This is a genomic window from Thalassolituus pacificus, from assembly GCF_025318105.1.
In the GTDB taxonomy this organism is placed as follows: Bacteria; Pseudomonadota; Gammaproteobacteria; order Pseudomonadales; family Oceanobacteraceae; genus Venatoribacter; species Venatoribacter pacificus.
Genome location: NZ_JAOANI010000015.1, coordinates 54,415 through 79,524 on the forward strand (window position 1 = coordinate 54,415; position 25,110 = coordinate 79,524).

Here is a 25,110-nt window from a genome sequence, read left to right on the forward strand (position 1 = left end):
GAAGGCAGCGGCTGTGAACTTTGCATATATTCAGGCACTGACAGGTAAAGCAGGTGCATCAGCCTGAGTACGGCTGGCGACAACAAAACTGTATAAGTACAGCATCACGCCACCACCAAAAGCGATACCAGCAACCAGACGTGCCCAATAAATAGGAACAATCAGGTCTTGTGTCGCCATATAGCCCAGGGCAATGCCATCAGCCGGCATACGCTGCTGCATCACCTGAATAATACCCGCCGCAGTCAGCAGCAGAGTAATCATCAGCATGGATACACACATGACCCAGATGGAGGCAATTTCCACTTTCTGCGCCTGCAGACTGTTACTTAAACGTCCCTGCAGCTGTGGCCATGCGTAAGAGATAATCGCCAGCACAATCATCACGTAAGCGCCAAAGAATGCCAGGTGACCATGAGCGGCCGTAATCTGAGAGCCGTGGGTGTAATAATTTACCGGCGCCAGGGTATGCAGGAATCCCCAAACGCCCGCACCAAGGAAAGCCATAATGGTACAGCCGGCAGCCCAGGTAACGGCGGCTTTGTTAGGGTGTTCGCGGCGGCGTTGTTTAATCATGCTGAAAGCGAACACCATCATCATGAAGAAAGGTAACGGCTCGACGGCAGAGAAAACCGATCCGATCCATAGCCAGTATTCCGGAGCGCCGATAAAGAAATAATGGTGGCCGGTGCCAAGAATGCCGCTGATCAAAGCCATCGCAATAATCAGGTACAACCATTTTTCCACAACCTCACGATCCACACCGGTGGTTTTGATCAGAATAAAGGCGAGGATACTGCCGAGAATCAGCTCCCACACACCTTCAACCCACAGGTGCACAACCCACCACCAGAAATACTTATCCAGAGTCAGTGATGCCGGATTATAAAAAGAGAACAGGAAGAACACTGCCAGACCGAGAAGACCGGTGATCAGCACCATGTTAATCACGGTTTTACGGCCACGCAGAATAGTCATACCAACGTTAAACAAGAATCCGAGTGCAACAATAACAATACCTATTTTGGTAATAGTTGGCTGTTCCAGAAATTCCCGCCCCATGGTTGGCAGAATATTGTTGTATGTAATCTCCGCCAGCGTTGCATAGGGAACCGATAAATAACCAACAATGGTCAGGGTGCCGGCAATGGCATAAGCCCAGAACAGTATCCAGGCCAGTTTCGGGCTATACAGCTCACACTGAGTTTCTTCAGGTACAAGATAGTAAGTCGCGCCCATAAAACCACAGAGCAGCCAGACGATCAGAAGATTGGTGTGCACCATACGGGCAACGTTAAAAGGGATTTCCGGAAACAGGAAATCACCGATGATGTACTGCGTGCCAAGAATCAGACCGAAGACAATCTGACCGACAAACAGCAACATGGCAAAGGCAAAGTACGGTTTTGCAACCGCCTGGCTTTGATATTTCATGATGTTTGATCCTTGAATAATTAAATTGAAATGGTCGTCATGCATCAGCCTTCGATATTTGGTGGCCAATCGTTGGTGTCGATGCGGGAAGTCCAGATCAGGAATTCAGCTAAATCGTTAATTTCCTGCTCTTTTAAATGGAACTGTGGCATTTGGCGGCGTCCTTCAACACCGGTAGGCATTGCCTTCATCCAGGCAGAAAAATACGCCTTGAATACCTGTTCATTTTCCATCCCGCGGCGCTGAAAAACGTTCCCCAGCTCGGGAGCAAAATAGGCACCCTCTCCCAGCAATGAATGACAGCCAACGCAGTTATTTTTTTCCCAGATTTCTTTGCCATGTGCGACTTCAGCGGTGAGCAGTTCACGATTCTCACGCTTCGGCAGCACCGTAACGGTATCAACCGTCAGAGCAACAAAGAGGAGGAAAAAGAATGCGCCCCCACCGTAGTAAATATTCCGGGCCATGCCCTTAGTGAAACGTTCTGACATAAAATGTCTCCTCGCGGTTATAAAAAGACGGCTCATTCACCAACTGGCATAAGAGCGCGGATAATCTGGCGAACAGCTTGCTGGGCGGCGGGCTCGTCACTCAGGGTTTCAGTCAGAGCCGCTTCCGTTGCGATTTCTGCCGGCAACCCGCTGTGGATCAGACGGGCACAATGAATCAGAAGGCGGGTAGAAGGAGACTCCTCAAGATCGGCGTCATTAAGCTTGCGCAGAGCAGCAGCAACCGCACACAGACGCTGCGCAGTCTGCAGATCGATACCACTTTCCTGCATAACGATCCGGGCTTCCTGCTGTTCATCCGGGTAGTTAAAACCGATGCTGACAAAGCGCTGGCGGGTACTGGGTTTAAGCCCTTTCATCAGGTTGCGGTAACCCGGGTTATAAGACATGACCAGCATAAAACCCGGCGCGGCATGAAGCTGCTCTCCGGTGCCATCAAGCGGCAGAATGCGTCTGTCATCGGTGAGGGGGTGAATAACAACCGTTGTATCCTTGCGGGCCTCAATAACCTCGTCCAGATAACAGATTGCCCCTTCGCGCACAGCGCGCGTCAGTGGGCCGTCCTGCCAGAACGTGCCGTCGTTACCGATCAGGTAGCGGCCAATCAGATCGGCAGCGGTCAGATCATCATGACAGGCAACGGTATAGAGCGGGCGCTTCAGCTGCTCCGCCATATGCTCAATAAAACGTGTTTTACCGCAGCCGGTAGGGCCTTTAATCAAAACAGGAAGCTGATTACGGCTGGCGTGCAGGAAGAGTTCAACCTCACTTCCCTGCGGCTGATAAAAGTGCAGCCGTGAGTCCGCTGGCGACACAGCAGGAGCATTCATATGCCGATCCTATGGGTAACTTTACGTTGCTAATGCTGTCCTTTAGCAAAGAGGTCATAAATACCAAACAATAGAGATCGATATACCTACATATAGGTACTTTTCCTTAAAACAGGCAAAATATACCTCTTCAACCAACTATCAGAATCAAAACCGAATGAAAGCAAGTTATTGTTTATTAAGGATTTTAATTTAATAAGTAAAACCAAAAATCTAAAAATGGTTATTTATTCAATCGAAATGGTTAAATATACCCAAGTATAAAAAACACCAACTCAAGTCAATTTTATAGCCGGCACAAGGCAGTCGTGATTATATTTTTGACCTGAATCAGTTTTTTATCCGCACATCTGGTTGAGCATGCAATTCCATTCAGGAATTAATGGATTTCGGCATGACACGCAAACCTCCGGGCCTCCTCGGCCTGTTATTTGTATTGCCTCTGGCATCCCCCGCCCTGCCATCCCGGGCCGATAACACAACCACAAGCCTGCCACTGATGGTGGTTTCCGCAACCGGCTACCGCCAACAGGCACTGATGAGCCCGGCAGCCATTACCGTGCTGGAACAGGAGCAACTGAATCAGCAACCGGTATCCGACCTCGCCGAAGTACTGCGTGATATTCCCGGCATAGCCATTGTCGACTCCGGGGTTCCCGGCATGAAGCGTCTGTCATTGCGGGGGGAAAGCGCCCGCCGTGTGCTGGTAAAAATTAATGGCCAGCCGCTGGCCGACCATTCCAATTACGGCACGCCATTTCTGATCGATATTAATATGATCGAACGTGTCGAAGTCGTTCGTGGCCCATCCTCTGTTGTACATGGCGGCAATGCTCTCGGCGGTGTCATTAATATCATCACCCGCCAGGCATCTGCCGGTGAGCAGGAAGCTATTTTCAGCTCCGGATATTACTCAGCAACCCGCGGACAACGCGTTTCTGCCGGCGTACTGGCTGCCCGGCAAGGGCTGGATATGCGCCTGCAGGCCAGCCGCACATCCCATCAGGATCGCCGTCTGGCTGATGGCACACTGGAGAATTCCGATTCTCTGCAGCGCTCAGTTTCAGCAGAGCTGGGTTACAGCCAGGCACAACACCATATCAGCTGGCAGGGCGACTATTTCAAACAATATGCCAGCGCCTGGGTGGAACCCGACTCGGGTATTGATTATCTGCGCTTTCCGGAGCGCAACTCTCTCCGTCATGCGCTGAATTATGAATACTTTCAGGATCACGGCAGCCTGCAAAAAATTAATGCCCGGATGTATCAGCATAATGGCCGGCGCATTATGGAAAATGCGATCAGCAGTCAGACACCCGTGGTGGCTGTGAATGTTGATAATTTCTCCGATGATGATCTGCTGACCAGTGGTGGCCAGTTAAGTACAGAAGCCCGCTGGCTGGGAAATAACCTGACGGTAGCTGGTATGGATTATCAGAGCGACCGCCTGGATACAGACAAGCGCTCGCAAACAACACTGCGTATGCTGACTCTGCCGGTTCCGCCAACCGTGACAGAAAAAACATCCGCGCAACAAGCGGAACAAAACCAGTGGTCAGCATTTTTACAGCAACAGATTGTATTAACCGCAGATGCTGAGGCACACGCCGGTCTGCGTTATTACCGCATTAATTCACGCCTGACCGACAGCACAGAGCGCTCTGACAGCGATAACCATGATGATGAAATGGTTGGCTCCGTATCCATGGTCTGGCGCGCCACTCCGGCCTCGGCATTACGCATCAACCTTGCTCAGGGATATTCCTACCCCAGCGTCACCCAGCAATTTGCCGTTACCGCCGGTGGCAGCAATGTGCATTTTGGCAACCCGGATTTAACCGCAGAAAAAGCAACCACTCTGGAATTCGGATTCCGCCTCGACAACAAGCAGTGGCTGCTTGACCTCGCGCTGTATTACAACCGCGCACGTGACTTTATCGACCGCGAAGCCCTGACTGCGGCTCCGCCTGAATACACCACAACCACCACAGCATCACAGTCTCTCTGGCGCTGGGTCAACATCAATAAAGCCAAAAGCTACGGTCTGGAACTGGCCGTTTCCCGTCAGCTTAAAACGCTCCGCCCTTACGCCAACATTACCGTACAACGCCGGGAGCTCGATTTCGCCAGCGGTGAAGACACCTGGAACAGCGGCCTGCCCGAATACCAGCTGCAGTCCGGAGTGCAATGGTCAGCCCTGCCAAATACACAGCTGGATATCTTTCTGCGCTCTTACGGTGATGCCCGGCGGGATGACGAAAATGGCGTAAAGACCGCACACAGCGGTGGCTACGCAGAATTCAATATCGCCATGCAGTATCAGCCGGTTAACAACCTGATGCTGACCGCTGCGGTTAATAACCTGACCAATCAAAGCTACCAGAACCCTGAAGAATTACCGGCTGCCGGACGTGCGCTCAATGCCGAAATGCATTGGCGTTTCTGATGACAACCAGACGACCTGAAACTGGGATATATGAGAGAGGAACGATCATGAAATACTGGAAACATCCACTTTGCCTAGCCATTGCCGCGCTCAGCTTAGCGGTTCACGCGGTACCCAACCCGGAAAATGCAGCATCGGCTTATCAGGGCGAAGCGTCTGCTATCGACCCGGCATCGGCTAAAGTTGTGCGCTCACCCGGCGCACCGGATCTGACTGAGGCAGAATTTGAAAAAGCCAAGAAGATTTATTTTCAGCGCTGTGCCGGCTGTCACGGCGTACTGCGTAAAGGCGCAACCGGCAAGCCACTGACACCAGATATTACTCAGCAAAAAGGCCAGGCTTACCTCGAAGCACTGATTGGTTATGGCTCGCCGGCCGGTATGCCAAACTGGGGATCATCCGGTCAGTTTTCGCCGGAAGAAGTCACCCTGATGGCCAAGTACGTTATGCATGAACCACCAACACCTCCTGAGTGGGGCATGAAAGAAATGCTGAATACCTGGGAGGTATTTGTTAAACCTGAAGACCGCCCGAAAAAACAGATGAATGATCTTAATCTGGATAATCTGTTTTCTGTCACACTGCGGGACGACGGTAAAATTGCATTGATCGATGGTGACACCAAAAAAATCGTAAAAACCATCGAAACCGGATACGCCGTACACATTTCCCGCATGTCTGCGTCTGGCCGTTACTTATTGGTGATTGGTCGTGATGCCCGGATTGATATGATTGATTTATGGATGAAATCACCCGGCAAAGTAGCCGAAATTAAAATTGGTATCGAGGCCCGCTCGGTCGAAACATCCAAGTTTGAAGGCTACGAAGATAAATACACCATCGCCGGAGCTTACTGGCCGCCACAGTTCACCATTATGGATGGCGAAACCCTGGAGCCACTACAGATTGTTTCCACCCGTGGCATGACGGTCGACAAGCAGGAGTACCACCCAGAACCACGCGTGGCCGCCATTATTGCCTCGCATGAACATCCGGAGTTTATCGTCAACGTCAAAGAAACCGGCAAAGTGATGCTGGTCAACTACGAAGACATCAATAATCTCAGCATAACCACCATCGGCACTGCTCCCTTCCTCCATGATGGCGGCTGGGATGTGTCACACCGCTACTTTATGACTGCAGCCAACCAGTCCAACAAAATTGCCGTTATTGACTCAAGAGAGCGCAAAATGGCCGCCCTGGTTGATGTAGGAAAAATCCCACACCCGGGTCGTGGTGCAAACTTTGTGCATCCGGAGTTTGGCCCGGTATGGGCCACCAGTCACCTGGGCGATGAAACCATTTCCCTTATTGGTACTGACCCGGACAAGCATCCTAAACAGGCCTGGAAAGTAGTGGAAACTCTAAAAGGCCAGGGCGGTGGCTCCCTGTTCATTAAGACTCACCCGAAATCCAAACACCTATATCTGGACACCACCTTCCATCCGGATGCCACCGTCAGCCAGTCTGTCGCCGTGTTTGACATCAACAATCTGAAAGCCGGTTACACAGTGCTGCCGATTGGTGAATGGTCGGGCATCAAAGAAGGCGCCAAGCGTGTGGTACAACCAGAATTCAACGCCAACGGTGATGAAGTCTGGTTCTCGGTCTGGAACGGCCAGGAAGAACCGTCCGCGATTGTGGTTGTTGATGACAAAACACTGAAACTGAAAAAGGTAATTAAGGATAAACGCCTGATTACCCCAACCGGTAAATTCAACGTGAAAAACACTCAGCACGATATCTACTGAGAAGCATATAAAAGTTCTTGCCGGACGGTTATTTCGACCTGTCCAGCAGGTCTTTTTTACTCAACATAATTCTCTTTTTCTCAAATAAGCTACAAGCCACAGCAGCGGAAGCTGTCAGAGCAGGACGTGTTGTTCTCAAAGGTATCGGGAGGAAGGCTTACTTCTTCACACAAAGCCTGAGGATCAAGAATTACGCACTCTTTGCCATTAACGCTGATCAGATTATTCCTGCGAAATTTTGTCAGCAATCTTGAAAGTGTTTCCGGTTCGATATTCAGCTGCCTTGCCAGAATACTTTGCGAATACGGCAGAATAAGCCACTGACTTCCCTGAAGCTGATAAAGATCAGCAAGATATAAAACCAATCGTTGTGTGGCCTTATTCACAGTCAGCTGATCGATTCTGTTTACCGCCAATGATAAGTTTTCGGCCATAAAAGCAATCAACGTCACAGCAAGTGTACTGCTCTTCTCATAAAGCTCGGCCAGCCGGTGACTGTCTAATGCTGTTACGCGGCTCTTTTTTACCATCAGCGCATTAAGAGGAGCCACCCTTCCGGGTGCAAATGCAACGGTCTCAGCAAATACCATACCCGCTGTAATTTCACGGAAAACCTTCTCCTGACCGTCGTAACCCAGGCGGTAAAGCCGAACGTGCCCCGACTCAAGAAAGTAATAGTGATTCAGAATGTCATTCTGGCAGAAGAGATGCTCTCCTTTCGAATACGTCAGGGTGCTAGCGCCATGACTCAGCTGCAGAATCTCCTGATGGCTAAGCACACTGAAGAGTTTGTTGCTGGATAACGAAGACATTCCTCCCTCTGCTTACCGTAGTATTGATAATTGTCATTAGTGTACACCACCCAATCCGATAATAATAACCATTCTTAATTGGATTTTGGACACTGCTCTTATGGAACACGCTCTGTTGCAAACACTTCATCTTCTGTGCGCCATTCTGTTTATTGGCGTCGTATTCTTTGAGGTGGTCTTTCTGGAACCTATAAGGAAGCATTTACCCGAAAACATGATGACTCTGGTTGAAGCCGGTATTCATGTTCGGGCCAGACGTTTTATGCCCTTCGTGGTTGTACTGCTGTTTGCTTCCGGGATCGGCATGCTGTGGAGGGTTTACAGCAATCTCTGGCTGCCACTATTTGCCCAACCTTTTTCGGTATTACTGACCCTGAAGATACTTCTTGCCCTGAGTGTGCTGATACATTTTGTTCTGGCAATTCGGGCATCACTTTGCAACCGGATGACCTCACGCAGATTCCGGATTACACACTACAGTGTCTTTGCGCACATGATCCTGATTGTGATTCTGGCAAAGGCAATGTTCTATGCATGAAGACCAGATGAATACTGGCTGTCGGCATTGCAGGAGATCAATCATCCTTGCGCTACTGCTGTTCGGCTCCGCACAGGCACTGGCACAGGAAACAACTGAACTCGATAAGCAGATTGTTGAATCTACAGAAACTCCGGCAGAGTCAGAAGGTGTGGATTTACGCCAAAGGCTGGATCAGGTTCCCGGCGGAACGAACCTGATCAATATCACAACGCTCCGGGGCAGCCTGTCATCTCTGGCCAAGGTACTGAAAATGGAGCCTGGCATCATTGTTCAGGAGTTTTTTGGCGGCAATGATCAGCCCCGAATAAATATCCGCGGCTCAGGCATCCAGGACAACCCCGTCTCGCGTGGCATCCAGATTCTTCACGATGGACTGGCTACGAATCAGGCAGATGGGTCATTTATCATTGGCCTGAGCGATCCGGGTCAGACAAAATTTATCACCACCTACCGAGGGGCAAATGCTACCCGTTATGGTGCGACAACCCTTGGCGGAGCTGTTAATTTTCACCCGCGGACAGCATTGAATTCTCCGGAATTGCAGCTATCTGCTGAAGCCGGAAGTTTTAATTTCAAAAAATTATCTCTCTCCGGTGGGCAATACAATAACAGCCGGGATTTTTACGTCAGGGCCGAGCAATCCATGTCAGATGGCTGGCGCTCTCACAGTAAAGCCAATCGCCAGACGCTGGCACTGAATTCCGGCTGGCAGTCAGCAATACTGCAAAACAGAACCTATCTGAATATTGCTCAGAATGATTTTGATATTCCCTTTATGCTGAGTAAAGAACGGAGTAAAAAAGATCCATCATCGGTAATGGGGGATTACAACACGGCCTTTGATCGCTTCATGGACGTCAACAAGCGCGATCCTTATAGAAAAACCCGGCAATTACGCCTGGCCAACAAAAGTTCAGTAACCTCTTCAGCCGGTACATTCAGCCTCGGAGCATACGCTGAAAAAATAGACGATAAATTCCGAAACCCGGCCATTGTCATGGATACCTATGAAAATAATTTTGGTCTGGATCTGTCATTCTCAGATGATTTTTACTGGTTTTCCCGCCATCCAACTGAAGTCCGTCTTTTTTCCTATTTTAATTACGGAAATATGCCACGAAAATATACTTCAATTCATCCTGATAATGGCCAGAATCTACAAGTATTTGCCGATCTAGACCAGCATGCATCCAATAGTGTCGCCGGAGCTGAAATCATTCAGCACATAAATGATAGATTTAAATTTATTACTGCTCTACAGGCCGTCATTAATCAACGAAACATTGATGACCGTCTACAGGGTATTCTCGACAGCCGGTTCAAATATCAGGCCATTAACCCAAAGATCGGCGCTATTTATAAAATACAATCTGAAACCCTGATATTTGCCAACATCAGCCGTTCATCCGAAGCCCCGACATTCTGGCAACTAGCCACCAGTAGTCCCAACCCCAATGACCCTCTGAATGCATATATCATCATTCGGGACCTGAGATTACAGACCGCAAATACCGCTGAAGTGGGAATCCGGAGTAGCAGAGAGGGTCTTAACTGGGAGTTCAGCAGTTACTATTCCAGAGTAAATAATGAGTTGATATCGGAAGTTCAGGACTTTGCCATCGACGGAACCACCGTAAATTATACCCATGGCACGGTACACCGGGGTGCAGAGGCAGCAATCAGGCAAACGACCTCCTCCTTTGGCCCAGTCGATTTCAGTCAATGGTATCTGAGTTATAACTGGAGTGATTTCCGTTTTATGGATGGCCGCTACAAAGGAAACCGGATAGCCGGGATACCACAGCACCAACTGGCGGCTGAAGTCATATTTAATATCGACCAGAACTTTTCTGTATCCATTGACTGGCGTGCTCAGCCGCAATCTACCTTTGTGGATCACTCTAACTCCGGATTAAAGCAAGATGCCTATCAGCTGTTCGGCAGCAAACTCCAATATCAATCCTCTGCAGGGATAAAGCTATTCGTCGAGGCTAATAATATTGCCAACCAAGTCTATCAGAGCGCCTATGTTGTCAGAGGCTACTCCCCTGATGACCCTGACGTACCGGCCTTTATTCCTGGCCCGCCGCGTAACTATATGTTGGGAGTAAGTTATGAATGGTAAGAATAAAAAGAGCGGATTTTTTTCAGCCCGTTATCTTTCAACAGTATTATCATGCTTATTCATTCACGGCATGATGATCCAAACCGCTACAGCCTCAGAGCTGAGCGGGGTTTACTATGGCAGTTATGATATTACCATGTGGGGCTGTCCAGGGGTTTGCTCAGAGCAATCGGCCACCATTCTGGGAAAAGGTATTAAACCCGTCACATGGACATGGGATTTTGACCGGGGCGAAGTTGATATACAGGGAACCATGCTCAGTGTTGGTTTTCCTTATGAGATTCAGGATATTGGCAATGCCAGTAGCGAGCACAACATAGCCAGGTTCACACAGATAGCCGATGGTATATACCGTATTGACCATGGATTTCAGATATTCAATCCCAATGTCGGAAATCCCCGGGCAGATACCAGTACGACTGTTTCGGTCACAGGCAATCCTGCCGGAACACTCACAATAAAAACCATTGATAACGAAAATAATGGTAGTGGTGACGGTATTCCCGGCAGCCAGATTTCCGGGGTGTTTCCAATGACCGTACAACCGCAAATGGATGGCTGGGCTGTTTCAGAAAATAATAATGATACTGGTCTTTCTGCACAAAAAAAGATTGCCCTCGGCCTGCACCCGGATAAAACCGACACCGACGGAGATAGCATCCCTGATGCAGAGGAGCTGGGTATTCACTGGCAGGATAGTCCACTGGACTCTGATTCTGATTCCATCATTGATGCTCTGGAGCCTGGAGAATCCGCAATGAATGATCAGATAGCTGGCGGTATCGGCTTACTGAATCTTATTCCTGGATTTGCCGCTACTGAAGGCACTCCGTCAGGGCAAAGCGTAACGATCAGCGTTAAGGATAACTGGCGCTTTAATAGTATCCATACCGCGCTAATGATTGATGAGTCTCCATCCGACAGCAACAGTCAGCAGATAAAAGATGTCACCCTTGGTGTGCCGGGTCTGGATTATCGCTACGGTCTGATAAGTATTGGCCTGGTTACCAGAAACCAGGCATTGGGACATACCGGAAATGTACAACTGACTCTCAGATTTGAAGAAAAATTATCTGCCGAAGGTCAGTTACTGGTGTACGCACAATCGGACCGCAATATTGCCGATAGCTTTACCCTGATCCCCAACGCCAACTGGAAGCGGATCGACGATTATTCTTTGCGATTATCAATCCCACAGAATTCGGAATGGAATTTGTCGCCATTACCTAACCATGATTTTTCTATAACGGTAGCCGTAGCCATTAACACGCTTGGCGGGTTCAGTAGCAGCGCCGGAGCCCTGGATCTTTATCTGGTTATTTTTTTACTATCGGGCTTATTATTAGTACAAATTCGCAAATGATGACAATTATCATTAGCATCAACAAATAGCTGTGAAATTATTACTCTGCTGATGACAGTGTCATTGGTGCCCATTAATAAGACGAGGGAAGAGTAATGAAAACCAACCCATTAATTTTAACCGGACTTCTGCTGCTGCAATTTGCAGCGGTCAACGCCGGAACACCGGGACTCAGCGGACTTCATTCCGGAAACTATGACCTGACAGTCCGGACAAATACCGGGCTTGTAATGGCAAACAGCTACCAAAGCTACTCCTGGGAATTTAATTTTGATCAGCAGACTGCTGCTTTTACATCTGGCTATATTGTCAGCCCACTATCTCTGATTCCGCTCCGTTATGCAGCTCATCAACCGGTATCCCTGATTGACAATGGCGACGGTACTTACACCGCAGACTATGTATTCCAGGCCTATAACCCATTGTTTGGGAATCCGTCATCAGCAACAACCACAACATTTGAAATAACCCAGACAAGCACAGGTCTGACGATCAGGACTCTGGATTCTGATGGTGACGGTGTACCGGGCGAAGCAATCTATGGGGTTTTCCCATTCGACATCGAACTTGACTGGCACGGTACCACCAACTGATTTTCAATTTGACACAGAAATCCTGCCCTGTTGATAGGAAACAACATCATTTAAGGGCAGGAAGGAGACTATTACATGAACCATCACACGAAAAGAATACTGCTAAGCTCGCTGCTTATTTTCTCCACCTCCACTTTTGCTGATGAACCTGCGACGAATTTGAGCGGTCAGTACATTGGCTACTACAGTCTTACAATGAATACGGCGGATCCTGTAGCGCTTAAGATGCTGACCCTGCCAAAAACCGAGCTGAATGGTGTTGAATATATTGTGCTTGGTCAAAGCATAGGGCAGCCACTCTGGATCTGGGACTTTGACGCAAAAACAGTCACCTGGGCAGGTGACAAACTCTATGCAATGTACATGGTCACTCCCGACTATCAGCTTTTTAACCTGTCAGCAATGCCAGAAAGAAAAGATGATACCGAACTGGATATAGCCAGTACCGAAGAAATAACCATGCCTTTTACCGACAATAATGACGGCACTTACAGGATTGATTATGCGCTGAAAATTTATCTGCAAATGGCCGACTACCCGATTGGTCAGACCAGCACTACCTTCAGCATAATTAAAACACCATCTGGTCAGTTAAAGATCGAAACAATTGATAACGAGACTGATGGCCCGGATGGTGTTCCCGGAAGTCGCATCTCCGGGGTTTTCCCTTATGTTGTTCAGCCACAGTTTGTCGCCACCTCCATGATAACTGACGATGGAAAAGACACAGACAACGATGGCATTACCGACATACAAGCAGGGCTTCTTAATCTGAATCCGGATTCGTCTGACAATGATAAAGACGGTAAAATGAATACTGACGAAATCGGGATAACCATTCGCCCCTACGATACTGATAAAGATGGTATAGCTGATATCTATGAGGCCGAGTATGAGAACGATGCCAGCGCCGCTCAGGGAATGAAATTATCTGACAACTCCGTATTTATCTTTAAAAGCAGAGATAATATCAATATCTCTGCAGCCTCGGTAAAAGCACACGAAGTAACTCCTGAAGACACTTTTCTATTACAAACAGACGACAAGAAAGATATTGCATATAAAGAATTGGAATTCAGTCTGGATGCAATGTCAGTAATAACGGGAGGGTACGATCAGTTACAGTTTTCAATAGAATTTTCTGAAGAACCTCCTGCATACTTTAATATTTATGATAAAATCACAAAAATTTCTTACTCCCCTGAAACAAAAACAGGATCAGTAGAAGTCACGATCAATCCCGTGGAATATACCACTGCAGAAACTGACAATAAAATTATCAATCTGGATATTCCCTATACCGCTGGGGATTCCGTTCGTAAAACATTCCTGATTGGAACTCTGGTTCCTGACATTGAAACACCCACTCCTGACGTCGAAATCCCTGACGACAAGGACAACAGCGATTCATCTTCAGCCGGTAGCTTCTCATTGCTTACTGTCTTAATGCTGTTTTTACCCGGAATTTTCCGAAAACGCTTAAAGCAAGAAGAAAAGCCGATCCGGAACCTGTGATTAAAAAGCAACTGAAAGCAGACAGCCTGAAGATTCAACACTGTAAATCTTCAGGCTTCAAAACTCTTTTTCTGGGCGCACCAGAGAAAACTCATGTTCCAACAGCTCAAGCTCTGGCCTGTGCTGCCAGGCAATGCTATCTACAATCTCTTCTCCTCTGAGGAGCAAATGTATCTCAACGCATCGTTTGTCTGTTATGGATTCACGGCGCTCTACCAGACCCAGATCACAACAACGGTCGACCAACATCACCGTGCCATGATGCTTAGCCTGAAGCTTTTCTGATAATTCACTGATCGTCGCCCATTCCCGTCCTGGAAATCCTCTCAGATGCAGCAATAACAGATATTGCAGCGAAGTCAGCCCATGAGCTTTGCAGATATTCTCGCTGTGACGCTGAAAGGTACGCAGGCGATAGCGAAAGTCCGAAAGGCTCTGATAATCCTGCTTATTCAATTTATTCATAAAGAATCTGATCCTCAGACAGCTTCAGCAATACGGCCCGATATGCTTGCCACCGGATTAAAGGTGATCTAAAACAGATGCATCATAGCATGATATATATGGAGGGAATTATGAACCTGTCAGAACTGATAATGCCCTGGTCAGCGAAAGGCTGGGAAAAAATGCAGACAATGAATATCTCTATACCGGCTCTGGCCTGGAAGCTGGTTCTGCCGCTGTCTTTCTTGCCCCCGGTTCTTCTTTTTTATGCCGGAACCCATTACGACAACAGCTACATTCAGGGCTTTGCGGAGAAAAACTGGCATTTCATTACCACCACATTTTTTCTCGCAGAATTACTGACCTTTTTTGTAATGGGATGGCTTATTCACTCGGTACTGGAAAGCCACGATCTGGCCATTAACTATCACGACGCCTACTTACTGGCGGCTATTGCCCCCATTCCTATGTGGCTGTCTTCTCTGGGATTACTTATTCCTTCCGCTTTAATTACCGGCATTTTTGCAGGTGTCGGATTAGTCGCTTCCTGTGTCATTCTCTACCTTGGAACTAGCGCGCTCTGTCACCGCAATACGGATGATGTGGTCAGCATGTCTGCAACCTATACGATAATGTCCGCCGCATTTCTCGCCTGGATTATGCTGATGGTTATCATTTGGGCTTATTAAAACCTGTTAGCCGTTAACGGATTCCAGCCAGCCCGATAAACAGAACACCAACCTGCCCACCAGATTGGTGTTTCTGCCTGCCTATACGTCAATGGTTTCTCTTCTGAAAATACAACAGCGTCTGAATGTGGCCTTCCATGTGAGGTTATTCCGCCGCCGACAAAAAATTTTACGACTTCTACAGGTATCAGTATTTCCGTGAATGACTGTCGCATCTCGTCCATGCGAGCGTTTAATGCTTCTCACCGCACCTTTGTTTTTCTCCGCAAAGGAATACTTAACGGCAAACAACAACGGTTATTGATTAAAAACACAAAAAATTGACCTGAGTCCTTCAACCTACCTCCGATGGGGTATGTTGGCTGTGTCCGGTGACTGCGACAATTTGACGCATTAGCCAGACTGATGCTCACTCCAGACATCAGGCTGACGCTGAATAGGAATTGTATGATGTCAGCACCTGACAGCCCCCTGAAACATTATTTATGGCCTTTTTTTGTCCTGATGTTTTTTGTCCTCAGTATTTCCGTAGCAGCGGTTCCGGAAGTGGCAGCCTCAGAAAACGGTGGACACAAAGCAGAAAATCGACAGCAGAAACGCCTACAGGCTCATAAGCCCTCCGATAAATCAGAAGACACCGCACAGCAACGCCTCCGCCTTATTCTGCCTGAGGCGACAGAGATATCGTCTCCCGAAGGTGATTTCGGTATCCGGACCATCAAAGAAAACGACCGTTTACTGGGCTATATGTTTGAAACAATCAACGTAGCCAATATTCCTGCCTACTCCGGCAAGCCGATTAATATGCAGGTTATCCTCAGTCCTGAGGCCGTTATTCTTGATGCCTGGCTGCTGGAACACCACGAGCCAATTCTGCTGGTCGGTATTCCGGAACAGAAGCTGGTTGATTTTGGCGTAGCCTATCAGGGCGTCAGGGCTGATCAGCGCGTCGTGGTTGGCAGCACCAATGATGAAAACGCCGTGACCGTCGATGCCATCACCGGTGCCACCGTTACCGTGATGGTTGTGAATGAAATCATCATGAAGGCCACTCACACAGTCGCCGCATCATTGGGACTGGTCGAAGCGCAACTGTCACAGAAACAGAAGCCCGCCAATATTCTGCCAGAGGTTTACAGTAACGCCGGCTGGCAGCAGCTGACCGGAGACGGCTCCATCCGTCGTATGCACCTGTTACGCTCCCAGGTGGACGAATCATTCAGGGGCACCGACGCCGAGCAGGTGGAAAAAGCCACAGCGGATCAGCTCAACAATACCTTTATTGATCTGTATGTTGCCTATCTGAACGCGCCAACTATTGGCCGCAACCTGTTGGGTGACAGTCAGTACCGTTTCCTGATGGAAGAACTGAAACCCGGCGAGCACGCCATTGCTGTGCTGGCCAACGGCATGTTCTCATTTAAAGGATCAGGCTATGTGCGCGGCGGTATTTTTGATCGCATCCAGCTGCGTCAGTTTGGTGATGTTATCTCCTTCCGCGATCTGGACCAGCAACGTCTGTACGATGTCATGGCCGACGGTGCACCGGAGTTTAAAGAAAAATCGCTGTTTATTATCCGTGACAAAAGCCATTTTGACCCTGGCACTGACTGGACCTTTGAGTTATTGGTACGCCGCCAGACAGGCCCGGTGGATGGCGTATTCACCAGTTTCGAACTGGGTTATCAACTGCCACAAACCTACTTCGAACGGCCAGCATTAACAGCCGAAGAACTGGCTGCCATTGAAGAAGCCAACCGCCCTCTGTGGCTGAACATCTGGTATCAGAAGAGTTTCCAGATCGGAGTTCTGATAATTGCCCTGGGTGTTTTACTGGTGATTTTATTCCTGCAGGATTATTTCACCAGCAAGCCTGCATTTCTGCACTGGCTGCGCCGGGGCTATCTGTTATTTACCGTGTTCTTTATTGGCTGGTATTGCCTCGGCCAGCTGTCGGTTGTCAACGTACTGACCTTTGTTCATTCACTGATGCAGGACTTCCGCTGGGAGCTGTTTCTCAGCGATCCCGTTATATTTATTCTCTGGGCATTTACAGCAGCCACCATCCTGCTCTGGGGACGGGGAGTATTCTGCGGCTGGCTGTGTCCGTTCGGTGCTCTGCAAGAGCTGATTAACGAAGCCGCCCGTAAATTAAAAATCCGCCAGTATGAATTGCCCTTTGCTTTGCACGAACGCTTATGGGCCGTTAAATACATTATTTTATTGGGTTTATTCGGGCTGTCTCTGGAGTCACTTTCTACCGCAGAACGATATGCCGAAGTGGAACCTTTTAAAACCGCCATCATGCTCAAATTCAGCCGTGAATGGGGCTTTGTTTTCTACGCTGTTTTGTTGCTGGTTATCAATATTTTTACGCGCAAAGTCTACTGCCGCTATATCTGTCCTCTGGGAGCTGCCCTGGCAATACCAAGTAAAGCCCGCCTGTTCGACTGGCTGAAACGCCGCAAAGAATGTGGCCAGCCCTGCCAGCTCTGCGCCAATGAATGCGAGATCCAGGCGATTCACCCTGATGGTCATATTAATCACAACGAATGTCACTACTGCCTTGATTGCCAGATGACATATCACAACGATCATAAATGTCCGCCACTGGTTGCCAAACGTAAAAAACAGCAAAAAAATAAACCCGTTCCACAGCGCATCCCGGTGGTACAGATGGATCCGCAAAACTGAAAAATCCAATTTTTTTCAAGGAGATAGACCATGACAGATGACAGCAATAAAAATGTATCCGGAAAAGAAAAAACCGGACTGAGCCGCCGCGGATTTCTCGGTGCCAGCGCCCTCACTGGTGCCGGTGCTGCGCTGGTCGGCGCAGCAGGCCTTGGCTCTGCAGTCATGAGCCGCGAAGCCTTTGCCGCCGCCGCCAAAGACGCCAAAAAGAAATACCATGTAGAGCCAGGTGAACTGGACGATTACATCGGATTCTGGAGTGGTGGTCACCAGGGCGAAGTCCGCGTACTGGGTATTCCATCCATGCGCGAACTGATGCGGATTCCGGTATTTAATATCGACTCGGCTACCGGCTGGGGCATCACCAACGAAAGTAAGGCCGTAATGGGTGACAGTGCGAAGTTCCTGAATGGTGACTGTCACCATCCGCACATCTCCATGAAAGATGGTAAATACGATGGCAAATACGTTTTTATCAACGATAAAGCCAACAGCCGTGTGGCCCGTATCCGCCTGGATATTATGAAGTGTGACAAGATGCTGACCGTGCCTAATGTTCAGGCTATCCACGGACTGCGTCTGCAGAAAGCACCCTATACCAAGTATGTGTTTGCTAATGCTGAGTTTGTTATGCCACATCCGAACGATGGCAAGCATTTCGATTTGCAGGCTGATTACAGCTACACCATGTTTAACGTCATTGACGCAGAAAGCATGGAAATGGCATTTCAGATTATGGTTGACGGTAACCTGGACAACTGTGATGCCGACTACACAGGTCGCTTTGCTGCCTCCACCTGTTACAACTCAGAAAAAGCCTATGATCTGGGCGGCATGATGCGGAATGAGCGTGACTGGGTTGTGGTATTTGATATCCAGGCTGCAGAAAAAGCGGTTAAAGCCGGTAAATTCACCACTCTGGGCGACTCTAAAGTGCCGGTACTGGATGGCCGTAAAAAAGGCGACAAAGACAGCCAGTTTACCCGTTATATTCCTGTACCGAAAAACCCGCATGGCTGTAACACCTCATCCGATGGTAAGTACTTTATTGCCAACGGCAAGCTGTCACCAACCGTATCCATGATCGAAATTGCCAGACTGCCAGACCTGTTTAACGGCAAAATCAAAGATCCGCGTGACACCATTGCAGCAGAACCGGAACTGGGCCTTGGGCCACTGCACACTACCTTCGATGGTCGTGGCAATGCCTACACCACACTGTTTATCGACAGTCAGGTCGTGAAGTGGAATATGGCCGATGCGGTACGTGCCTATAACGGTGAGAATGTTAATTACATCAAGCAGAAACTGGATGTGCAGTATCAGCCGGGTCATATTCATGCCTCACTGTGTGAAACCAACGAAGCCGATGGCCAGTGGCTGGTTGCCTTATGCAAGTTCTCCAAAGACCGCTTCCTGCAGGTTGGCCCACTGCACCCGGAAAATGATCAGCTGATCGATATTTCCGGTGAAGAAATGAAACTGGTACACGATGGCCCGACTTTCGCAGAACCGCATGACTGCACCATGGCGCGCCGTGATCAGATCCGCACCCGGAAAATCTGGAAGCGGGATGATCCTTTCTTTGCCGGCACTGTTGCCATGGCAAAAAAAGATGGTATCAATCTGGAGACCGACAACAAGGTTATTCGCGATGGTAATAAAGTCCGGGTTTACATGACCTCCGTAGCGCCAGCCTATGGCATTAACGAGTTCAGGGTAAAGCAGGGCGATGAGGTTACCGTGATAGTCACCAATCTGGATCAGATAGAAGACGTTACTCATGGTTTCTGCATGGTTAATCATGGTGTATCGATGGAAATCAGCCCACAGCAAACTGCGTCAGTTACCTTTGTGGCCGACAAAGTGGGTATGCACTGGTACTACTGCAACTGGTTCTGCCATGCTCTGCATATGGAGATGGTAGGTCGAATGCTGGTTGAACCAGCCTGATTGGCTGGCGGCGGGCAGTGATGCCCGCCGCCCCTCCACAACTGCGGGACACTATGATCCTTTCTGTCTTTTTTTTACTGCTGCTGGCCAGTGCCGGTGCGCAGGCACAATATCAGACATTACCCCTGCAACCGCAGGGGGATATTCTGGTTTTACCCGCCGGTCACTATCAGGGGAATTTTCTGATTGATCAGCCCGGCCACATCCGCTGTGCAGCCAACGCCGTTATCGACGCCGGAGCGCAGGGCCATGCGGTGAAAATTATCGCCGCCGAAGTCAGCCTTGAAGGCTGCCATATTATTAACTGGGGACGTAATCTCACCGATATGGATTCAGCCATATTTGTTGCTGCCCGGGCCGACCATGTACGTCTGTTGAATAATCATCTGCAAGGGGCCGGATTCGGCATCTGGGCCGACACCAGCCAGCATATTGAAATCCACGGCAATCAGATCAGCGGCGATGACACTGTGCGCTCACAGGACCGTGGCAATGGCATTCATCTGTTTTCCGTCCGTCAGGCCAGTGTGACCGACAACGTTATCCGCCACACCCGGGATGGCATCTACATCGACACCTCCAACCACAACACACTGACCGGCAATGTACTGGAGGATTTGCGCTACGGCATTCACTATATGTTTTCCAATAACAATGTGGTGCATAACAACACGACCCGCCGTACCCGCACCGGTTATGCACTTATGCAAAGCCGTAGCCTGGATGTTCGTAACAATATTTCTGAAAATGACCAGAACTACGGCATCCTGATGAACTACATCACCTACTCCACCATCAGCAACAACAGAGTGCAGGGGGTGATTAGCGGAAGCACTGGTGACAGTATGATTCAGGGAGCTGAGGGTAAGGCGCTGTTTATGTACAACTCCGTATTCAACACCATCAGCCACAACTACTTTGCCGACAGTGTGATGGGTATTCACCTTACCGCCGGCTCTGAAGACAATAAAATCTTTGGCAATGCCTTTATCGCTAATCAACAGCAAGTTAAATATGTCGCAACCCGAACTCAGGAGTGGTCTGAAAATGGTCGCGGAAATTACTGGAGCGATTACCTTGGCTGGGATCGGAATAGCGATGATATCGGCGATCTTATTTACGAACCAAACGACAATATCGACCGCTTACTGTGGCTTTATCCACAAATGCGTTTATTGCTGAACAGCCCGGCCATTGAATTACTGCGCTGGGTACAGCAAGCGTTTCCGGTCGTTAAATCCCCTGGCGTGCGGGACAGCTTTCCCCTGATGCGCCCACCGCTGACAGAGGTCCCTTAAAATGAACCTGGTAGAACTTCAGAATGTCAGTCTTGCTTATGGCCGGATGGAGGTTATAAAAAACCTTTCTCTGCATCTGGCAGAAGGTGAAGTACTTGGTTTGTTCGGCCATAACGGTGCCGGCAAAACAACCACTATAAAAATGATCCTCGGTCTGCTCGCGCCCGGCAGCGGCCATGTTCAGGTATTTGGTAATACACCGGATCATACCGAAGTCCGTAAGCGGCTTGGTTATTTACCGGAAAACGTTATGTTTTATCCGCAATTAAGTGGACAGGAAACACTGACTTATTTTGCCCGTCTGAAAAGTGCAGATAACCATCAGGTCGGAGAATTACTGGAAAAAGTCGGGCTGACCCATGCCGCCACACGTAAAGTAAAAACCTATTCCAAAGGTATGCGTCAGCGCTTGGGTCTGGCTCAGGCACTGCTGGCAAATCCGCGTCTGTTATTACTGGACGAGCCGACCGTCGGTCTGGATCCGGTAGCCACGCAGGAACTTTATCAATTGCTGAACGAGCTGCGTCAGAACGGCACCGGCATTATTCTCTGTTCGCACGTATTACCCGGTGTTGAACCTTATATCAGCCGCGCCGCCATTCTTGCCGGCGGTCAGTTACAGGCCGTCGGTACCCTGAGTGAATTACGCCGTCAGGTAGCATTACCTACGCGCATTCGCCTTGGCAGCCTCTCGGAACCGGAGCACTGGCAAACCCGGTTATCCGGCCTCGGCTTCGATTCCCGCTGTATTGGCCGCGATGCTCTCGAAGTTTTAACTCACAATGGCGCCCGCCGGGAGTTACTTAACACCCTGATAAACAGCAGCGAAGCCGCCGATCTGGAAGTCTGCCCGCCGTCTCTCGACGATCTGTACCGCCATTTTGCGGTCGTTCCGGCACAGGAGAAATCGCAATGATGCAAGTCTGGAATATCGCCATTAAAGAGCTGAATGATGGCCTGCGTAACCGCTGGCTGCTGGCCATCAGCCTGCTGTTTGCCATTCTCGCTGCGGGCATTGCCTGGCTTGGCTCAGCCGCCGCTGGCCAGGTGGGTTTCAGCTCCATTCCGGCAACCATTGCCAGTCTGGCCAGCCTGGCAACGTTTCTGGTTCCGCTGATTGCTCTGCTGCTTGCTTACGATGCCATCGTGGGTGAAGAAGAAGGCGGAACCCTGCTGTTATTGCTGACCTACCCGCTCAGTCGCGGGCAGTTACTGCTGGGAAAGTTTATCGGTCACGGACTGATTCTTGCGCTCGCCACGTCTATTGGCTTTGGCAGTGCCGCCGTCGCCATTGCATTATTGGTCAGCGATCTGGATATCTGGCTTCTGATTCAATCGTTCTCACGGTTTATTTTTTCAGCCACGTTACTGGGCTGGGTATTCCTTGCTTTGGCTTATTTTCTCAGCAGCAAAGCCAGCGAAAAATCGACCGCAGCCGGCCTCGCTCTTGGCGTGTGGTTTTTGTTTGTGCTGGTGTTTGATCTCAGTCTGCTGGCACTGCTGGTCTTCAGTAAAGGACAGCTGAACCCTGACCTGCTGCCATGGCTTTTACTGCTTAATCCCACCGATATATTCCGGCAAATAAATCTGTCCGGTCTTGGCGACAGCAGTGCAATGAACGGGGTTATGGCCCTGGGGCAGGATTTACCCATCAGTAATCCTGGACTGTGGATCTCATTATTTATCTGGTTGATTTTCAGCCTGGGTATTGCTCATTTCACCTTACGCCGCCGTGCGATTTAATTTTAGAAAGGATAAGTTTATGAAAAAAGTATGCTCTTTCATTTCTGTTGTCACCCTGATGCTCAGTGCCTTGTTGGCCGGTTGCAGCCAGCCCACCAACAGTGAAACCACGAAGCGGTCACCTGTCGCCTTTCATTCCTCAGATGAATGCCACGTGTGTGGTATGGCCATCACCCGTTTTCCTGGCCCCAAGGGCGAGGCGATAACCGGCAACGGTAAAATCAGAAAATTCTGCTCATCCGCTGAAATGCTGCACTGGTGGCTGCAGCCTGAAAATCAGGTTCAGCAAATGACGTTATACGTTCACGATATGAGCCGCAGTGATTGGAACCAACCGGATGATGCACATCTGATTGATGCCATGCAGGCATTTTATGTTGTTGCTCCGGACATGGCAGGCGCGATGGGTACGCCAATTGCCAGTTTTGCGGATAAAGAAAACGCAGAGATATTTGCCTCTGACAGAAAGACCAGCGTGATGACATTCAGCCAGTTAAAAGACGCACTGCTGCAGCATCAGCAAATGATGGGCGACAACCATTCCGAAGATCACAGCATGCATCATTAAGGTAGGAATTATTATGGGAATAAGTCCATGGCAGTTACTGATCGTGCTGCTGATTGTACTTGTATTATTTGGCAGTAAACGGCTGCGCTCTCTGGGAGGTGATCTTGGTGGTGCGATCCGGGATTTTCGTAAAGCCGCCGACAAACAACCCGAGGATAGCGAACAATAGTCCTGATTCGGCACGGATGCCGGCAGGCAGCTTCTGCAAATATCTAAAAAGCTGCTATGCCGGCACAAAAGCAGAAAATAATCAGCTCGCCGGACGGAAAATACTGATGACCTCCGGATTACATTCCAGATAGGGCCCATCCATAAGATCAATACAGTAGGGAACAGCGGGAAAAACCGCATCCAGACACTGACGTATTGCTTTCGGCTTGCCCGGCAGATTAATAATTAATGATTGTTTTCTGAGTCCGGCAGTCTGGCGTGAAAGAATGGCCGTAGGCACATATTTTAAGGATTCCATACGCATCAGCTCACCGAACCCCGGCATCATACGATCACAGACCGCCTCGGTTGCCTCCGGCGTCACATCACGCAGAGCCGGCCCTGTACCTCCGGTAGTAATTACCAGACAGCATTTTTCCTCATCCACCAGCTCACACAGTGTTTCTTCAATCTGTGGACGCTCATCGGCGATCAGACGATAAACCGCTTCCCACTCACCGGATAAATATTCCGTTAATGTTTCACGGATAGCCTGGCCCGAAATATCTTCATAAATACCGGCACTGGCTCTGTCGCTGACCGTCAGAATGCCGATACGGATTTTTTTCTGCATGATAACTCCTGAAGTTTCCGGAAATTCAGTAACAGGGGTAAATATACAACGATATACCGCCGCTATCAGTTATTGTTATGCGGAAACCTGATGTGAACAATTAAGATTTTTCTTAAATCACTGAGAAATCCGTGCGAAGACGGGCCGATTCGCACCGGCCCTTCGCAGGTTTTATATTACTGGCAGCTGCCGCAGCAGTCTGAAGACGTTGCTTTAGGTGGGACAAACAGAAAATAATTTTCCAGCGTGATGTGCCGCATAAGATCATCCACCAGCGTCTGCAGGCCCAGATACAGCGAACGCCAGCTGTTACAGGCACCGGCCGGAACTTTCATATTATTGGTCAGACTGCACAGGCGGTTAATAGCTTCCAGATGTTCCAGATGCTCATCCTGCATCACATTAATAGGGCCATTCGGATAAATTCCCCCGGCCAGCATCGGAAACAGGATCTGCTCCTCTTTCATCATATGGCTTTCCAGCTCATGACTCATATCGCGCAACAGATCAGCCAGCCCGTGCGGACAACTTGAGGAATCGCCATGCACCCGTTCAACTTTGGCTGCCAGAAACATCAACTCCGGCAACTGCTCACGGTGACGGGCATGATACCGTTCCAGAATATGTCCAATCAGTTTCATACGGGGCTCCTTACCCCAGTTGATTGCCGACTCATCATAACGATGCTCTGTCATTTCAAGTTCAGCCAAACCCGCAACCACCTCTTCCGGATCAAGTCCCTTATGTTCCAGTGCCTGCTGCAAGCTCACCATGCCCTGATTGCAGAAATTAATATCCAGCTGACGTAACAAAGCAGAAGCACCGGGAATGGTTGTGGCAATATCACTCAGAGAACGATTCAGAATTTCCATAAACTCTCCTGATATATAAAGGTTTTGATTCAACAGAAGTGATCAGCAAGATGCAGGCCAGCCGCCAGAGCGCATACTTGCTGCCGGTCAACAGAGGGTGGGTATAAATAACCCGGATATTCCCTGTAAAATCTACACTTTGGTAA

The 25,110-nt window shown here is 49.1% G+C and carries 22 protein-coding genes; 15 read left to right on the forward strand and 7 right to left on the reverse strand.

Annotated elements, in window-relative coordinates; all coding sequences use genetic code 11:
* Positions 1 to 30 precede the first annotated feature (30 nt).
* From NYR02_RS07425 to NYR02_RS07435, 3 genes are read right to left on the reverse strand one after another with little or no spacing between them, the layout of a single operon-like run.
* Positions 31 to 1,434, reverse strand: a complete 1,404-nt coding sequence (locus NYR02_RS07425) for a cbb3-type cytochrome c oxidase subunit I (RefSeq protein ID WP_145468016.1) — start codon at positions 1,432 to 1,434, stop codon at positions 31 to 33.
* 44 nt (positions 1,435 to 1,478) lie between these two features.
* Entirely contained in the window at positions 1,479 to 1,925 is a 447-nt protein-coding gene (locus NYR02_RS07430; protein ID WP_145468014.1) for a c-type cytochrome, read from the reverse strand.
* 32 nt (positions 1,926 to 1,957) lie between these two features.
* Positions 1,958 to 2,773 carry a CbbQ/NirQ/NorQ/GpvN family protein gene (locus NYR02_RS07435; protein WP_260975747.1) on the reverse strand — a complete coding sequence of 272 codons (816 nt, stop codon included), beginning with the start codon at positions 2,771 to 2,773 and terminating at the stop codon, positions 1,958 to 1,960.
* Positions 2,774 to 3,167: 394 nt separating this feature from the next.
* On the opposite strand from NYR02_RS07435, the gene NYR02_RS07440 reads away from it, so the two are divergent.
* Positions 3,168 to 5,219: a TonB-dependent receptor gene (locus tag NYR02_RS07440; RefSeq protein ID WP_260975748.1), complete on the forward strand. Its 2,052-nt coding sequence runs from the start codon at positions 3,168 to 3,170 to the stop codon at positions 5,217 to 5,219.
* A 47-nt stretch (positions 5,220 to 5,266) separates the two neighbouring features.
* Complete coding sequence (locus tag NYR02_RS07445; protein WP_338055936.1) at positions 5,267 to 6,970, forward strand: cytochrome D1 domain-containing protein; 1,704 nt, start codon at positions 5,267 to 5,269, stop codon at positions 6,968 to 6,970.
* Positions 6,971 to 7,059: 89 nt separating this feature from the next.
* Here NYR02_RS07445 and NYR02_RS07450 read toward each other — a convergent pair whose 3' ends face one another.
* On the reverse strand, positions 7,060 to 7,782 hold the full coding sequence (locus NYR02_RS07450; RefSeq protein ID WP_260975749.1) for a Crp/Fnr family transcriptional regulator: 723 nt from the start codon (positions 7,780 to 7,782) through the stop codon (positions 7,060 to 7,062).
* Between the two features lie 100 nt (positions 7,783 to 7,882).
* On the opposite strand from NYR02_RS07450, the gene NYR02_RS07455 reads away from it, so the two are divergent.
* The 5 genes from NYR02_RS07455 to NYR02_RS07475 all read left to right on the forward strand — a co-directional run bounded on the left by NYR02_RS07455 (position 7,883) and on the right by NYR02_RS07475 (position 13,919).
* Positions 7,883 to 8,320 carry a CopD family copper resistance protein gene (locus NYR02_RS07455; RefSeq protein ID WP_260975750.1) on the forward strand — a complete coding sequence of 146 codons (438 nt, stop codon included), beginning with the start codon at positions 7,883 to 7,885 and terminating at the stop codon, positions 8,318 to 8,320.
* Entirely contained in the window at positions 8,313 to 10,448 is a 2,136-nt protein-coding gene (locus NYR02_RS07460; protein WP_260975751.1) for a TonB-dependent receptor family protein, read from the forward strand. The genes NYR02_RS07455 and NYR02_RS07460 overlap by 8 nt, the downstream gene beginning before the upstream one ends.
* On the forward strand, positions 10,438 to 11,811 hold the full coding sequence (locus NYR02_RS07465; RefSeq protein ID WP_260975752.1) for a hypothetical protein: 1,374 nt from the start codon (positions 10,438 to 10,440) through the stop codon (positions 11,809 to 11,811). The genes NYR02_RS07460 and NYR02_RS07465 overlap by 11 nt, the downstream gene beginning before the upstream one ends.
* A gap of 95 nt (positions 11,812 to 11,906) precedes the next feature.
* On the forward strand, positions 11,907 to 12,404 hold the full coding sequence (locus NYR02_RS07470) for a hypothetical protein (protein WP_260975753.1): 498 nt from the start codon (positions 11,907 to 11,909) through the stop codon (positions 12,402 to 12,404).
* A 75-nt stretch (positions 12,405 to 12,479) separates the two neighbouring features.
* Positions 12,480 to 13,919: a hypothetical protein gene (locus NYR02_RS07475; RefSeq protein ID WP_260975754.1), complete on the forward strand. Its 1,440-nt coding sequence runs from the start codon at positions 12,480 to 12,482 to the stop codon at positions 13,917 to 13,919.
* 57 nt (positions 13,920 to 13,976) lie between these two features.
* Here NYR02_RS07475 and NYR02_RS07480 read toward each other — a convergent pair whose 3' ends face one another.
* Positions 13,977 to 14,384, reverse strand: a complete 408-nt coding sequence (locus NYR02_RS07480; protein ID WP_260975755.1) for a MarR family transcriptional regulator — start codon at positions 14,382 to 14,384, stop codon at positions 13,977 to 13,979.
* Between the two features lie 110 nt (positions 14,385 to 14,494).
* On the opposite strand from NYR02_RS07480, the gene NYR02_RS07485 reads away from it, so the two are divergent.
* From NYR02_RS07485 to tatA, 8 genes are all read left to right on the forward strand, one after another.
* A complete protein-coding gene (locus NYR02_RS07485; RefSeq protein ID WP_260975756.1) occupies positions 14,495 to 15,052 on the forward strand; it encodes a Yip1 family protein in 558 nt (185 codons plus the stop codon).
* Between the two features lie 447 nt (positions 15,053 to 15,499).
* Positions 15,500 to 17,746: a transcriptional regulator NosR gene (gene nosR / locus NYR02_RS07490; RefSeq protein WP_260975757.1), complete on the forward strand. Its 2,247-nt coding sequence runs from the start codon at positions 15,500 to 15,502 to the stop codon at positions 17,744 to 17,746.
* A gap of 30 nt (positions 17,747 to 17,776) precedes the next feature.
* Entirely contained in the window at positions 17,777 to 19,699 is a 1,923-nt protein-coding gene (gene nosZ / locus NYR02_RS07495) for a TAT-dependent nitrous-oxide reductase (protein WP_260975758.1), read from the forward strand.
* Positions 19,700 to 19,752: 53 nt separating this feature from the next.
* Positions 19,753 to 20,997: a nitrous oxide reductase family maturation protein NosD gene (locus NYR02_RS07500; protein WP_260975759.1), complete on the forward strand. Its 1,245-nt coding sequence runs from the start codon at positions 19,753 to 19,755 to the stop codon at positions 20,995 to 20,997.
* A 1-nt stretch (position 20,998) separates the two neighbouring features.
* Positions 20,999 to 21,913: an ABC transporter ATP-binding protein gene (locus NYR02_RS07505; protein ID WP_260975760.1), complete on the forward strand. Its 915-nt coding sequence runs from the start codon at positions 20,999 to 21,001 to the stop codon at positions 21,911 to 21,913.
* Positions 21,910 to 22,740 (forward strand): ABC transporter permease, encoded by an 831-nt coding sequence (locus NYR02_RS07510; protein ID WP_260975761.1) that lies wholly within the window; start codon positions 21,910 to 21,912, stop codon positions 22,738 to 22,740. The genes NYR02_RS07505 and NYR02_RS07510 overlap by 4 nt, the downstream gene beginning before the upstream one ends.
* A 19-nt stretch (positions 22,741 to 22,759) precedes the next feature.
* Entirely contained in the window at positions 22,760 to 23,308 is a 549-nt protein-coding gene (locus NYR02_RS07515; protein WP_260975762.1) for a nitrous oxide reductase accessory protein NosL, read from the forward strand.
* Positions 23,309 to 23,321: 13 nt separating this feature from the next.
* Entirely contained in the window at positions 23,322 to 23,477 is a 156-nt protein-coding gene (tatA, locus tag NYR02_RS07520; RefSeq protein ID WP_260975763.1) for a twin-arginine translocase TatA/TatE family subunit, read from the forward strand.
* Positions 23,478 to 23,558: 81 nt separating this feature from the next.
* Here tatA and mog read toward each other — a convergent pair whose 3' ends face one another.
* Positions 23,559 to 24,092 (reverse strand): molybdopterin adenylyltransferase, encoded by a 534-nt coding sequence (gene mog / locus NYR02_RS07525; RefSeq protein ID WP_145467992.1) that lies wholly within the window; start codon positions 24,090 to 24,092, stop codon positions 23,559 to 23,561.
* Positions 24,093 to 24,268: 176 nt separating this feature from the next.
* The gene (ytfE, locus tag NYR02_RS07530) at positions 24,269 to 24,964 is read right to left on the reverse strand and encodes an iron-sulfur cluster repair protein YtfE (RefSeq protein WP_260975764.1); all 696 of its coding nucleotides are present in this window, start codon (positions 24,962 to 24,964) and stop codon (positions 24,269 to 24,271) included.
* Positions 24,965 to 25,110 lie beyond the last annotated feature (146 nt).

Bases quoted from the DNA above. Each gene is read 5' to 3' on its own strand.
- NYR02_RS07425 (WP_145468016.1), bottom strand. From the start codon at position 1,434: ATGAAATATCAAAGCCAGGCGGTTGCAAAACCGTACTTTGCCTTTGCC.
- NYR02_RS07430 (WP_145468014.1), bottom strand. From the start codon at position 1,925: ATGTCAGAACGTTTCACTAAGGGCATGGCCCGGAATATTTACTACGGT.
- NYR02_RS07435 (WP_260975747.1), bottom strand. From the start codon at position 2,773: ATGAATGCTCCTGCTGTGTCGCCAGCGGACTCACGGCTGCACTTTTAT.
- NYR02_RS07440 (WP_260975748.1), top strand. From the start codon at position 3,168: ATGACACGCAAACCTCCGGGCCTCCTCGGCCTGTTATTTGTATTGCCT.
- NYR02_RS07445 (WP_338055936.1), top strand. From the start codon at position 5,267: ATGAAATACTGGAAACATCCACTTTGCCTAGCCATTGCCGCGCTCAGC.
- NYR02_RS07450 (WP_260975749.1), bottom strand. From the start codon at position 7,782: ATGTCTTCGTTATCCAGCAACAAACTCTTCAGTGTGCTTAGCCATCAG.
- NYR02_RS07455 (WP_260975750.1), top strand. From the start codon at position 7,883: ATGGAACACGCTCTGTTGCAAACACTTCATCTTCTGTGCGCCATTCTG.
- NYR02_RS07460 (WP_260975751.1), top strand. From the start codon at position 8,313: ATGCATGAAGACCAGATGAATACTGGCTGTCGGCATTGCAGGAGATCA.
- NYR02_RS07465 (WP_260975752.1), top strand. From the start codon at position 10,438: ATGAATGGTAAGAATAAAAAGAGCGGATTTTTTTCAGCCCGTTATCTT.
- NYR02_RS07470 (WP_260975753.1), top strand. From the start codon at position 11,907: ATGAAAACCAACCCATTAATTTTAACCGGACTTCTGCTGCTGCAATTT.
- NYR02_RS07475 (WP_260975754.1), top strand. From the start codon at position 12,480: ATGAACCATCACACGAAAAGAATACTGCTAAGCTCGCTGCTTATTTTC.
- NYR02_RS07480 (WP_260975755.1), bottom strand. From the start codon at position 14,384: ATGAATAAATTGAATAAGCAGGATTATCAGAGCCTTTCGGACTTTCGC.
- NYR02_RS07485 (WP_260975756.1), top strand. From the start codon at position 14,495: ATGAACCTGTCAGAACTGATAATGCCCTGGTCAGCGAAAGGCTGGGAA.
- nosR (WP_260975757.1), top strand. From the start codon at position 15,500: ATGATGTCAGCACCTGACAGCCCCCTGAAACATTATTTATGGCCTTTT.
- nosZ (WP_260975758.1), top strand. From the start codon at position 17,777: ATGACAGATGACAGCAATAAAAATGTATCCGGAAAAGAAAAAACCGGA.
- NYR02_RS07500 (WP_260975759.1), top strand. From the start codon at position 19,753: ATGATCCTTTCTGTCTTTTTTTTACTGCTGCTGGCCAGTGCCGGTGCG.
- NYR02_RS07505 (WP_260975760.1), top strand. From the start codon at position 20,999: ATGAACCTGGTAGAACTTCAGAATGTCAGTCTTGCTTATGGCCGGATG.
- NYR02_RS07510 (WP_260975761.1), top strand. From the start codon at position 21,910: ATGATGCAAGTCTGGAATATCGCCATTAAAGAGCTGAATGATGGCCTG.
- NYR02_RS07515 (WP_260975762.1), top strand. From the start codon at position 22,760: ATGAAAAAAGTATGCTCTTTCATTTCTGTTGTCACCCTGATGCTCAGT.
- tatA (WP_260975763.1), top strand. From the start codon at position 23,322: ATGGGAATAAGTCCATGGCAGTTACTGATCGTGCTGCTGATTGTACTT.
- mog (WP_145467992.1), bottom strand. From the start codon at position 24,092: ATGCAGAAAAAAATCCGTATCGGCATTCTGACGGTCAGCGACAGAGCC.
- ytfE (WP_260975764.1), bottom strand. From the start codon at position 24,964: ATGGAAATTCTGAATCGTTCTCTGAGTGATATTGCCACAACCATTCCC.